Consider the following 12,410-nt stretch of genomic DNA (forward strand, 5'->3'; position numbering starts at 1 on the left):
TTAACGGAAGGGATTGCTCCGATAAAGCAATCCCTTTTGTTTATACTTTCTGAATCTGATGGAATGCGATCGCTATTTTCCTACCTGGTAGAGTTTAACGGTTTAGACAGGGTGAGCACCCCACCCCTGACCCTATGTTGGCTGAGCGGAGTCGTTTATGGAACGCCTTTGGAAGAGAGAAAGCCAAATCCTACCCGATGTGTTCCCTAGCCCCTCTGGGCGGCTCCGTCAACGACTCCGCTTTGGGGACGGTATTAGACTTTGACTCCGCTCAGGGGGACGGTGACTAGAATAAAAACTCTGACCATTTTAAGAAGGTTTGTTTCGATTCTTTGCCGACTCGTGACAGTTTCGATTTATTAGCAGTAACGCTCCCTGCATATAGACTGCTTATGGGTAAGCTGATAGATAGGTGCTCCGGTAGCTTTGAAAACAGTGGCGATTGACTATACCCTACAGCGGTTCATGTATGAGGGGGCTCATACCAGAGTTTATGCTGGGGTGGTGCTACAAAATCAGCAGCCTATTGTTGTTAAATTGCTAAAAGCTGAATACCCGTCACTAGAAGAGATTACTCGGCTCAGGTACGAATTTAGTATTTTAGAGAGCTTAGACCATCCAGGCATTATTAAGCCCCTAGGGCTTAATACGCATAAAAATGGGTTGGCGCTCGTTTTAGAAGATTGCGGCGGCATTGCTCTAAAAGACTATTTAAGTCATCACTCACTCACCGTCGATGAGTTTCTAGACATTGCGATTCAGGTCACGTCTGCCCTGGTAGATTTGCACCAAAACCAGATTATTCATAAAGACATCAACCCCCACAACATTTTGATTGCCCCCCAAAGTGGGCAGGTTAAAATTATTGACTTTAGTATTGCTGCTCGCCAGTCTCAGGAGAATGCAGCCGCGATTAACGCCAACCTAATAGAGGGCACGCTGGCCTATCTATCGCCTGAGCAAACAGGCCGCATCAATCGAGCGATCGACTACCGCACCGATTTTTACTCCCTGGGTGTCACCTTCTATGAAATGCTGGCCGGGCAGCTGCCGTTTCAGTCGACTGACCCGCTAGAGTTGGTGCATGGCCACATCGCTAAAACACCTGCGGCCCTAAGCCAAATCAACGCCGCCATTCCGCAGGCTCTGGCTGATTTGGTCATGAAGCTGCTGGCCAAAACCGCTAAAGATCGCTACCAAAGTGCCCTGGGGCTAAAGGCCGATTTGGTTACCTGCCAAGACCAGCTGCGGCAGACCGGCACGATCGCGGCTTTCCCCGTGGGCCAGCTCGATTGTTTCAGCCAATTTCTCATTCCGCCGACGCTCTACGGGCGAGAAGCTGAAGTCGCCACGCTGCTGACGGCATTTGAGCACATTAGCGCTGGGGCAGCTGAACTTTTGCTGGTCAGCGGCTATTCGGGCATTGGCAAAACGTCGCTGGTGAATGAGGTTCATAAAGCGATTTATCGGCAGCGGGGGTATTTTATTGCCGGTAAGTTTGACCAGTTCAAGCGCAATGTGCCCTATGCTTCTCTGGCTCAGGCCTTTCAGGAGCTGATGCGGCAGCTGCTAACTGAAAGCAACGACCAGATTGCCGACTGGAAAGCGAAGCTGCTTCGTGCTCTGGGTGCCAACGGTCAAATCATTATTGATGTCGTTCCGGAGGTGGAGCGAATTATTGGCCCTCAGAGGGCGGTGCCTCAGCTGGGGCCATCGGAGTCGCAAAACCGCTTTAATCGGGTCTTTCAGCAGTTTGTTCGGGTGTTTAGCCAGCCTGAGCATCCCCTGGCTATTTTCCTAGACGATTTGCAGTGGGCCGATTTGCCCTCTCTAAAGCTGATTGAACGGCTGGTGACCAGTCCAGAAAACTCTTATTTACTGCTGCTGGGCGCTTACCGCGACAACGAAGTCAGCCTGACCCATCCCTTAATGCATACCCTAGAGCAGATTCAGGCGGCAGGGGCGATCGCGCATAAACTTGTGCTGCAACCCCTCACCTTACCTGAAGTCAATCAACTGGTGGCCGATACGCTACACACCAGCGAGGCGCAGGCTCAACCTTTAGCCGCCTTGGTCTTTAAGAAAACCCAGGGCAACCCGTTTTTTCTCACCCAGCTGTTGAAATCGCTGTACCAAGATCGGCAGCTCTGGTTTGATTTTGATCAGGGCCAGTGGCGGTGGAATATTGAGGTTTTGCAGGGGATTGCCATTACTGAGAATGTGGTTGAACTGATGGTGAGTCAGATTCAAAAACTTTCTCCTCAAACCCAGCGGGTTTTAAAGCTAGCGGCCTGCATTGGCGATAAATTTGGGCTCGATGTGTTGGCCATTGTCAATCAATCTACCCCAGCCGACACAGTCGCCGATTTGTGGGAGGCTCTGCAGGCAGAATTGGTCGTGCCCCTCACCCCGACCAGCCCGCCGCTGGCGCTAGATGCCGCCGGTCGGGGTGAACAGGTGGCTCCGCCATTGACCGCCCACCCTGCCGTTGCGATCGCCTACAAGTTTTTGCACGACCGGGTGCAGCAGGCGGCCTACTCGCTGATTCCCGAGTCGCAGCGGCAGGAAACCCACCTCGAAATTGGCCAGCTGCTGCTGCGAAACAGTTCGGCCGCAGAGCGCCACGAGAATGTTTTTGCCATTGTTAACCAGCTCAACTACGGGGCCGAGCTACTCACCGCTGAAGCAGAGATTTATCAACTGGCAGAACTCAACCGAATCGCGGGCCAAAAGGCCAAAGCCGCTGCCGCCTACGATTCTGCCCTGCGCTACTTGAGGGTAGGGCTAGACCTACTGCCCGCTACGAGCTGGCAACAGCAGTACAACCTCACCCTGGCCCTGCATGAGTCTGCCGCCGAGTCGGCCTACTTGAACGGCGACTTTGAGCAGATGGACACGTGGATAGCCTTGGCGCTAGAGCGGGTGCGATCGCCCATTCACACCATGAAGGTGTACGAGGTTAAAATTCAGGCTTGTATGGCCCAGGTCAAGCAGCGCGAAGCGGTTCAGATTGGCCTACAGGCGCTGGAGCACTTAGGCATAACCATACCCGAATCGCCCAGTGGAGCAGATATTCAGCAGACGCTGGCCCACACCGCCGCCACGCTGGTGGGCAAGAGTGCCGATGACTTGCTGAATCTGCCGCCGATGAGCGATTCTGAAAGGCTGGCCGCCGTGCGAATGCTCACCAGCCTGGGGTCGCCCTGTTACCAGGCGGCCCCGCACCTGTTTCCGCTGGTGATCTGCGAGCAGGTGAACCTATCGGTCACCTATGGCAGCTCGCCCTTTGCCGCCTACGGCTATGTGTGCTATGGCGTCATTCTCAACGGCATTTTGCAGGATATTGAGGCGGCCTATCAGTTCGGCAACCTGGCCCTACGGGTGATTGAAACCTTCAACGCTGTGGAGCTGAAAGCCAGCGTCAGCTTTGTGGCCGGGGCCTGCACGCTGCACGGCAAGGTGCACGTTCGAGACACGCTGTCGCTGCTGTGGGATGGCTACCAAAGCGGTCTAGAAAACGGCCAGTTTGAATACGGCGGCTATGCGGCCATTCAGCACTGCCACCATGCTTATTTAATGGGGCAAGATCTCAGCCAGCTCGCCCCTGAGATGGCCGCTATCAGCAACGCCCTGGCCCAGCTCAAGCAGGACAATACCCTGGGCTGGAATCAGATTGTGCAGCAGGCGGTGCTGAATTTGACGGGCTCGCCTGACCAGTCCTCTGACCAGTCTTGCGAGCAGCCCTACCGCCTACAAGGAGACATCTACCAGGAAGACGTGGCCCTGCCTTTGCTCACCGCCGGAAACGATCGCACCGGTCTGCACTACCTCTATCTCAACAAACTGATCCTCAGCTACCTATTTGGTCAGTATGGGCAGGCCCTAGACGATGCCGCCCAGGCCGAACAGTATTTGGATGGGGTGAAGGCCTTTTTGGTGGTGCCCGTCTTCTACTTCTATGACTCTTTGGCCCAGCTGGCGCAGGTTGCACCTGAGCCTGTTTCTGGGGCCGGTTCTGGGGCCGGTTCTGGCGAATCGATACTCAGTGCCGTGCTTAGCAAAGTCGAGCAAAATCAGGCACAGCTGCGGCGGTGGGCCGACCACGCCCCGATGAATTTTGAGCACAAGTACGCCCTGGTCGAGGCTGAGCGCGCCCGGGTGCTGGGTCAACCCTGGCAGGCCATGGAGCACTACGATCGCGCCATTGCCGCCGCCCGCGAGCAGGGCTACAGCCAGGAAGAAGCCCTGGCCAACGAACGAGCCGCCGAGTTTTATCTCGCTGCCGGTCGAGACAAGGTGGCGCAGGTGTATCTGGCCGAGGCGTACTACGGCTATCTGCGCTGGGGGGCGATCGCCAAAGCCCAGCAGCTAGAGACCCAGCATCCTCAGCTGCTGGCTTCGGCCTCGGGTCGGGAGGCGATCGCAGCGCCCTCGCGGGTCACCAATACGAAATCGACTAGCGGGTTTCAGGGCTTTGATTTAGCCACCGTCATGAAGGCGTCTCAGGCCCTTTCTGGGGAAATTGTGCTGAACGATCTGCTCGCCCAGCTGATGCAGATTGTGCTAGAAAATGCCGGGGCCGAGCAGGGCCTGCTGCTGCTCGAAAGCGCTGGGCAGCTGGTGATCAGAGCCTCAGGAAAGGTGGGCGACGATGCGATCGTGCACCAGGGGGAGGCAGAACTAAGCCCGGCCACAGACGCTGCCTCGACTCTACCCCTGTCGGTGGTCAACTATGTCGCTCGCACCCAGGCGGCTCTGGTGCTCAACAATGCCACCGGAGAAGATCTCTTTGCCAGCGATCCCTACATCCAGGCGCAGCAGCCCAAGTCGGTGCTCTGTGCCCCCATCCTGCACCAGGGGCAGCTGACGGGGATGCTCTACCTGGAGAACAATCTCACCACCGGGGCCTTCACGCCCGATCGGCTAGAAGTGCTGCAGCTGCTGGCGGGGCAGGCGGCCATTTCGATTGAAAATGCCCGTCTCTACGGCGATTTGGAGGAGGCCAACCGCACCCTGGAGGCCAACGTCGCCGCCCGCACCCTGGAGCTACAGCAGAACAACGTCTATCTACAGCAGGAAATTCAGGAACGACAGCGGGCCGAAGAGGCGGCGATGGTGGCCAGCCGCGCCAAGAGTGAGTTTTTGGCTAACATGAGCCACGAGCTGCGCACGCCCTTGAACGGTATTTTGGGCTATAGTCAGGTGCTCAAAAAGCATCAGACCCTCACCGAGCAGCAGCAGACGGGGCTGAATGTCATTCACCAGTGTGGGGAGTACCTGCTGACGCTGATTAACGACGTGCTCGATTTATCTAAAATTGAAGCGCGGAAAATGGAGCTGCACCCCAACCCGTTTCACCTGCCCCATTTTTTAGAGAACGTGCTGGAGATCTGCCGCGTTCGGGCCAGCCAAAAGCAGATTACGCTCAACTACGAGGTGCTCTCGGCCCTGCCCCAGTTTGTAGAGGCCGATGAAAAGCGGCTGCAGCAGGTGCTGATCAACCTGTTGGGCAATGCCGTCAAGTTTACCGAGACGGGCCGCGTGACGCTGACGGTGGGGTATGCCCACCAGTGGCCTGCTGGCGCTGATGAGCAACATCAGCCCGAAGGCGTCTCGACGGCTGGCTCCATTCGCTTTCAAATTGAAGACACGGGCATTGGAATCGCGCCTGAGCAGCTAGCGCAGATCTTTGACCCGTTTTACTGCGCCCCCGAGCCCGATCGCCGCAGTGAGGGCACGGGGCTAGGGCTAGCGATCAGCCGCCAGCTCGTACAGCTGATGGGCAGCGACATTTACGTTACCAGCGCCTTGGGCCAGGGCAGTCGGTTTTGGTTTGACCTCAACCTATTGGTGTCTCAGCGGGATAGCCGGATACAGGGGCAGGTGAGGCAGGCGATCGCGGGTTACAGGGGCGATCGCCGCAGTGTCCTGGTCGTCGACGATAAAGACTACAACCGGGCAGTGCTGATCAATTTTTTGGTTCCCCTGGGCTTTAGGGTGCTAGAGGCGGCCGATGGCCAGACCGGGCTAGAGCAAGCCCGGCAGCACCGGCCCGATGCGGTGCTGGTCGATCTGGTCATGCCGCTGATGGATGGGTTTGAGATGACCCGCCGACTGCGGAAAAGCCCCGAACTGCAGGCGATCAAGGTGATTGCCGTGTCGGCCAGCGTGCTGGCCTTGGACCAGCGACTGAGCCAGGAAGCCCAGTGCGACGCCTTTTTGCCCAAGCCCGTGAACGAAGCCGCCCTGCTCAAAACGCTTCAGACCCACCTAGGGCTGGACTGGGTGTACGAGGCCCCTGACTCCGCTAGCCAACCCGCCAGCGACCTCTCCAGCCAGCCTGCGGCCCCTGAACCCAGCGCTGATCTCCCTTTCTCATCCGCTGCCATTCCGCCTGCCTCAGAACTCAGCGCCCTGCTCGATCTGGCCCATCGGGGTGACCTCAAGGGCGTTGTCGCCCACACCCAGCGGCTAGAAGCGCTCAATCCCCAGTGGGCGACCTTTACCACTCAGCTAAGGCAGCTGGCGATGGGCTATAAGGGAAGACAGGCGATCGCATTGATCCAACGTTATCAACCACCGACATGAGCGAGGACACCGCCAATACAGGCACCATTTTGGTCGTAGACGACACCCCCACCAACCTGGAGGTGCTGTTCGATTTTTTGAGCAATGCTGGGTTCAAGGTTTTGTTTGCCGAGGATGGCGAAAGCGCCCTTGATAAGGCTCATTATGCTGCTCCCGATTTAATTCTGCTCGACATTCTGATGCCGGGCATGGACGGGTTTGACACCTGTCGTCGCCTCAAGGCCAGCCCGACGACCGTTGCCATTCCGGTAATTTTCTTAACGGCGCTAACGGATACGCCTGATAAGGTTAAAGGCTTTGCCCTGGGCGCGGTCGATTTTATTACCAAGCCGCTACAGTACGAAGAGGTGCTAGCGCGGGTCAAGACTCATCTGCGCCTGCAGGCCCTGACCCAGCAGCTCCAAGCCCAAAATAGCCATCTAGAGCGCGAAGTGCAGGAACGCAAGCAGATCGAAGCGGCCCTGCGGCAGCAAAATCAGCGATCGCAGCTGTTTGCTAACGTCACCCTCAAGATTCGCCAATCTTTACAGATCAACGATATTCTGCAAACCGCTGTCACCGAGGTCAAAGCCATTCTCCAGGCCGACCGGGTGCTGGTCTACCGGCTCTGGCCCGACGGTACCGGCAGCGGCGTGGCCGAAGCGGTACAGCCCGGTTTGCCGCAGGTGATGGGGGTGGTCTTTCCCCAGGAGGTGTTCCCCCCAGAGTCGAAGCAGCAGTACCGCCAGGGCCGCGTTCGCATGCTAGCCGACGTCAACCAGGATGAGCAGGTCTCGGACTGCCTGGTCGATTTTTTGCAGCAGTTTTGGGTGCAGGCCAAGCTGGTGGTGCCGATCATCGCCCAGGACGATCTGTGGGGGTTGCTGATCGCCCACCAGTGCTCGACCCCCCGCCAGTGGACGGCTTTCGAAACCGAACTGCTCCAGCAGCTCGCCAACCAAATGGCTATAGCCCTCACCCAGGCCCAGCTGTTAGAGCAAGAAATTTCGCAGCGTCAGGAGCTGGCCCGCTCCAACGACGAACTGCAAAAATTTGCCTACGTCGCCTCCCACGACCTGCAAGAGCCGCTGCGCATGGTGACCAGCTACCTCCAGCTCCTAGAGCGCCGCTACCAGGGCCAGCTCGACGCCGATGCCGATGACTTCATTCAGTTTGCCGTCGACGGTGCCCTGCGGATGCGAACGCTGATCAATGACCTGCTGACCTACTCCCGCGTGGGCACCCAGGGGCGGGCTTTTGAACTGACCAGCGGTACGCAGGCGGTCGAGCGAGCGATCGCCAATCTCAAGGTGGCGATCGAAGAAAGCGGGGCGGTTGTCACCTATCACGAGCTGCCCCAGGTGCAGGCCGACCCCACCCAGCTGATCCAGCTCTTCCAAAACTTGATCAGCAATGGCATTAAGTTTCGCGGTGAAGCCCCAGCTCAAATCGACATTGAAGCCAGTCAAAAGGAAGATGACTGGCTGTTTTCTGTCCAAGACAATGGCATTGGTCTTGACCCCCAATATGCTGACCAAATCTTCGTGATTTTCCAACGGCTAAATAATCGAATCACCTACCCAGGGACAGGGATAGGGCTGGCGGTTTGCAAGAAAATTGTTGAGCGGCACGGTGGTAAAATTTGGGTACAGTCTAAACTAAATCAGGGATCAACCTTCTACTTCACGATTCCAGCGGGGGGCATGAGCTGATGGTGATGGTTAAGTCTGTTGTTGAGTCCCTAAATCCGATTGAAATTTTGCTGGTCGAAGATAATCCTGGCGATATTCGACTAACCCAGGAAGTGTTAAAAGAAGGCCAAATTTGCAACCGCCTAAATGTGGTAGACGATGGCGAAAAGGCGATCGCCTTTTTGACCCGCACCGCTCCCTATAGCCAGGCACCCAATCCACAACTGGTCTTGCTAGACCTCAATTTGCCGCGACGCAGCGGGTTGGACGTGCTCAGAACGATCAAAACCAATGAAACGCTCAAGCATATTCCGGTCATTGTGTTTACCAGCTCCCACGCCGAGGAAGATATCATGAGCGCTTATAACCTCCATGCCAATTGCTATATCACCAAGCCAATTGACCTAGAGCACTTTACAAAAAGCATCAGATCTATTGAAGACTTCTGGTTATCTATGGTCGAGCTACCCTCGGAGTAAACCATGGATTCCCAAGCCCCGATCCGCGTGTTGCTAATTGAAGATAATCCTGGCGATCGTCGTCTGCTGCAGGAGCTGCTGCGGGAGGTCGTCTCGGTTCACATTCAGCTCCACTATGCCGACAGCCTCAGCCAAGGTATACAACACCTCAAAGAAACCCCCTTCGATGTTGTGTTGTTAGACCTATTTCTGCCCGATAGTCAGGGGTTTGCCACCTTTACACAGCTGCAGCAGCAGGAGCGCAACGTGCCAATTGTGGTCACCACCGGCTTAAATGACGAAACGCTGGCGCTCAACGCGGTTCAAGCCGGGGCGCAAGATTACCTGGTCAAGGGCCACATTACCGGTGAACTGCTGGTGCGTTCAATTCGCTATGCGATTGAACGGAAGCGGGCCGAGCAGAAAATTCGTGAGCAAGCAGCGCTCTTAGATATTGCTACAGACGCCATTCTCGTTCGCGATGTGCAAAACAAAATTTTGTTTTGGAATAAGGGCGCAGAACGGCTATACGGGTGGACGAGTGCAGAAGCCTTGGGCCAACAAACCACCGATCTTTTATATCAACAAAATGATTTAGCCCAGGTTCAGGCTGCTCAGCAACAGCTCATCCTTGAAAATGAATGGCAGGGAGAACTCAACCAAATTACCAAAACTGACCAAAAAATTATTGTTGAAAGCCGGTGGGCTTTGGTGCGCGACGATGACGATCAGCCCCAATTTATTCTCGTCGTCAGCACCGATGTTACAGCCAAAAAACAGCTTGAAGCTCAATTTTTTCGCGCTCAGCGCCTAGAGAGCATCGGTACCTTGGCCAGCGGCATTGCCCACGATCTCAACAATATTTTGACCCCGGTTCTGACTACCGCTCAGCTGTTGCAGATGAAATCTAGCAATCTAGATGAGCGCAGCCTGCACATGCTGAAGGTGCTAGAAACCAATGCCAGGCGGGGAGCCGAAATTATCAAACAGGTGCTGTCCTTTGCCCGTGGTACTGACGGCAACGATACGGTCCTTCAGGTGGGGCATTTAATTCGAGAAATTCAGCAGATTATCCGAGAAACCTTTCCCAAATCCATTGAATTAGAAGTAGACACTCCTCACGATCTTTGGACTATTACGGGCAACCCCACTCAGATTCACCAGGTGCTGATGAATTTGTGCGTCAATGCCCGCGATGCCATGCCACAAGGGGGAAAGCTCGAAATTCTAGCCGAAAATCTGATTCTAGACGACAACTATATCTCCACAAATCTTGATACTAAAGTCGGCAAATACCTTGATGCTAAAGTTGGCAAATATATTGTGATTACCGTTGTCGATAGCGGCTGCGGCATTTCGCCTGAACTCCTCGATCGCATTTTCGAGCCTTTCTTCACCAGCAAAGACGTGGGTAGCGGCACTGGGCTAGGGCTGTCAACGACTCTGGGCATTATTAAGAGCCATCGTGGTTTTATCACCGTATCTAGCTCAGTAAATCAAGGGGCGCAGTTCAAAATTTTCTTGCCTGCCGTAATTGCGCCTGATCGCTCAGAGATCAGCCCTACAGAAGCCCTAGTTGGTAATCAGGAGCTAATTTTAGTCGTCGATGATGAAGCCCCCGTTTGTGAAGTCACTAAGGCCGCTTTAGAAGCCTATGATTACCGCGTTTTAACCGCCTGCGATGGCCTAGATGCGATCGCGCTCTATGCCCAGCACCAAAGCGATATTCAATTAGTCGTTATCGACATGATGATGCCCTCTCTAGATGGGGCGACCACTTTTCGAGTTCTCCAAAAAATTAATCCTCAGGTTCGAGCCATTGCCGTCAGCGGACTACCCTACCACAACGCTAAACTGACCTCCGTTGCCTCTCTTACGATTCAAAGCTTCTTGCCCAAGCCCTACACCATCGAAGAATTAATTAAAGTAGTACACGAAGCGCTGCAAACTACGCCCGAGGGCTAGTAACTCAGGGTAATGTAGGCACTATTTTTGAAGCTATAACTGTAGCCAGGCCGGTTGAGACATTTTCTAGATGAACGTTTGAACGTTTTGGGGATTTGTGAGTGTCCTAACCAGCATGACTACGGCTGTAGTACTTGACGGCTGAAATATGCTCACCATTCCGAATTGCTTAGCTCCCTAGCCCCCCTGCTCCCTCGCGATTGGCAATAGTCGCCACACTTATGCCGCTGTCTACTAGGGAGCAAGGGAGCCAAAGCGGTGGGCGTATTTTTGCCATACGGTACTCGGCGGCTTAGCCGGACAGCTTCTCCTTTCTTCCGCTGCTGCTCACGCCCCCGGCACGGTTAAGGCCCGCCCATTATCCTTCGGCTGAATACTCAAAATGTACGGTACCGCCGCCTTTACCCAGGTCGCAATGGGGGTATAGGCGGCGGCATCGTCGCCGTAGCAGGTCTCTAGCATGGCGGTGTGAATAATGCCTGGGTTGAGCGCCACCGCCGCCATCCCCGCAGGCAAATCTTGTGACAGGGCCTGGGTCAGCCCCTCAACGCCCCATTTGGTCGCGCAGTAGGGAGCCACCCCAGGCGAAGTCGATCGCCCCCAGCCCGAGCTAAAGTTGACAAAAATGCCCGATCGCCGCTCGACCATGGGCGGGGCAAAGTGGCGAATGATGTTGCAGGTGCCGCTGAGGTTGACGGCGATGACGGCGTCGCACTCCTCAACTGGTACGCTCCACAGCGGCGCAGGCTGGTTGACCAGTCCGGCGTTGTTAAGCACCAGGTCGGGCAAGCCATTAGCGGCAATGACGGCCTCGGCCCAATCCGCCACCGCCGCATCGTCTCGCACATCGACAGCGGTGAACTGGTGGGGGGCGGCGTACTGGGTTGCTAGGTCGGCCACCGCCTCAGCGCGGCGGGCACAGCCCGAGACCGTATGGCCCTCAGCCACAAAGCCATCGACCATCGCTCGGCCCAGCCCCTGGCTTACCCCAGTAATGACAATGTGTTTGCCCATAGTGACTAAGCGATCCGTGGAGATACGTGATTAGAAACGCGAGTGCGTTTAGCCCTGGTGAGATTGGCCCAGCTGCCAGACACCAAACTATGGCTGAGCATGCCCTAATCTGGCCGAGGGCGCAAGGGGTAGCGGTTCCCTATGGCAGGATAGGATGAACCGTTGGTGAAGGCAGGGCTAGGCCCCATGGCAGCAAAAACAGTGACAGCAAACACAACCGTGAATCATTGGGCACCGAGGCTGCGGCGGGTGCCGGTAGTGCTGCTGCTCTGTGCGGTCCTGCTGGGGCTATGGGGCCTGAGTCTGCCCGGCCCTGGCCGTGTTTTGTGCGATCGCGCCGCCCCTGGTCAAGTCTACTGTCAGGCGATCTGGCCTCAGCCCTGGGCCTGGCTACCCCGCGCTCAGCGCTTTGCCCTCCAAGAGATTGCCATTGCCTCAGAGCTGTGCGACAAAACGCCGCGCGGTGGGGTGCGCTTTTGCCACCGCCTCACGCTGCTGGGGCCGGGGCGGCAGCTCACCCTGCCCGAGGTGCGCACACCTCTCTCGGCGACCGCCCTGAGCGATCAGCTGCATCGGTTTATGGCCGGTGAGGGCAGCCCTCAGCTGGCCTGGTCGGGCGATCGCCCCCTACTGCCCTGGCGGACCCCGGTGATTGCCCTGCTGCTGGCTACCGCCAGTTGGGCACTGTGGGATGTGCGCTGGCCCCCTATTCCAC

The 12,410-nt window shown here is 56.2% G+C and carries 6 protein-coding genes; 5 read left to right on the forward strand and 1 reads right to left on the reverse strand.

The annotated features are described in order from the left end of the window. Positions 1–426: 426 nt before the first annotated feature. The 4 genes from IQ273_RS10160 to IQ273_RS10175 are packed head-to-tail and all read left to right on the forward strand — an operon-like array spanning position 427 to position 10,681. Positions 427–6,588 carry an AAA family ATPase gene (locus IQ273_RS10160; protein WP_397197496.1) on the forward strand — a complete coding sequence of 2,054 codons (6,162 nt, stop codon included), beginning with the start codon at positions 427–429 and terminating at the stop codon, positions 6,586–6,588. Next, complete coding sequence (locus IQ273_RS10165) at positions 6,585–8,279, forward strand: response regulator (RefSeq protein WP_194023053.1); 1,695 nt, start codon at positions 6,585–6,587, stop codon at positions 8,277–8,279. Before IQ273_RS10160 ends, IQ273_RS10165 begins: the two co-directional genes overlap by 4 nt. A 5-nt stretch (positions 8,280–8,284) precedes the next feature. Continuing rightward, positions 8,285–8,737 carry a response regulator gene (locus tag IQ273_RS10170; RefSeq protein WP_228052719.1) on the forward strand — a complete coding sequence of 151 codons (453 nt, stop codon included), beginning with the start codon at positions 8,285–8,287 and terminating at the stop codon, positions 8,735–8,737. Between the two features lie 3 nt (positions 8,738–8,740). Continuing rightward, positions 8,741–10,681: a response regulator gene (locus IQ273_RS10175; RefSeq protein WP_194023055.1), complete on the forward strand. Its 1,941-nt coding sequence runs from the start codon at positions 8,741–8,743 to the stop codon at positions 10,679–10,681. A gap of 327 nt (positions 10,682–11,008) precedes the next feature. On the opposite strand, the gene IQ273_RS10180 is transcribed toward IQ273_RS10175, so the two are convergent. Next, the gene (locus tag IQ273_RS10180) at positions 11,009–11,695 is read right to left on the reverse strand and encodes an SDR family oxidoreductase (RefSeq protein WP_194023056.1); all 687 of its coding nucleotides are present in this window, start codon (positions 11,693–11,695) and stop codon (positions 11,009–11,011) included. A 186-nt stretch (positions 11,696–11,881) separates the two neighbouring features. Between IQ273_RS10180 and IQ273_RS10185 the strand changes: the two genes are divergently transcribed. Continuing rightward, positions 11,882–12,410: hypothetical protein (locus tag IQ273_RS10185; protein ID WP_194023057.1), on the forward strand; the 529-nt coding region annotated here is incomplete at its 3' end.

It is taken from the genome of Nodosilinea sp. LEGE 07298 (assembly GCF_015207265.1).
GTDB lineage: Bacteria > Cyanobacteriota > Cyanobacteriia > Phormidesmidales > Phormidesmidaceae > Nodosilinea.

Bases quoted from the DNA above. Each gene is read 5' to 3' on its own strand.
- IQ273_RS10170 (WP_228052719.1), top strand. From the start codon at position 8,285: ATGGTTAAGTCTGTTGTTGAGTCCCTAAATCCGATTGAAATTTTGCTG.
- IQ273_RS10180 (WP_194023056.1), bottom strand. From the start codon at position 11,695: ATGGGCAAACACATTGTCATTACTGGGGTAAGCCAGGGGCTGGGCCGA.
- IQ273_RS10165 (WP_194023053.1), top strand. From the start codon at position 6,585: ATGAGCGAGGACACCGCCAATACAGGCACCATTTTGGTCGTAGACGAC.
- IQ273_RS10175 (WP_194023055.1), top strand. From the start codon at position 8,741: ATGGATTCCCAAGCCCCGATCCGCGTGTTGCTAATTGAAGATAATCCT.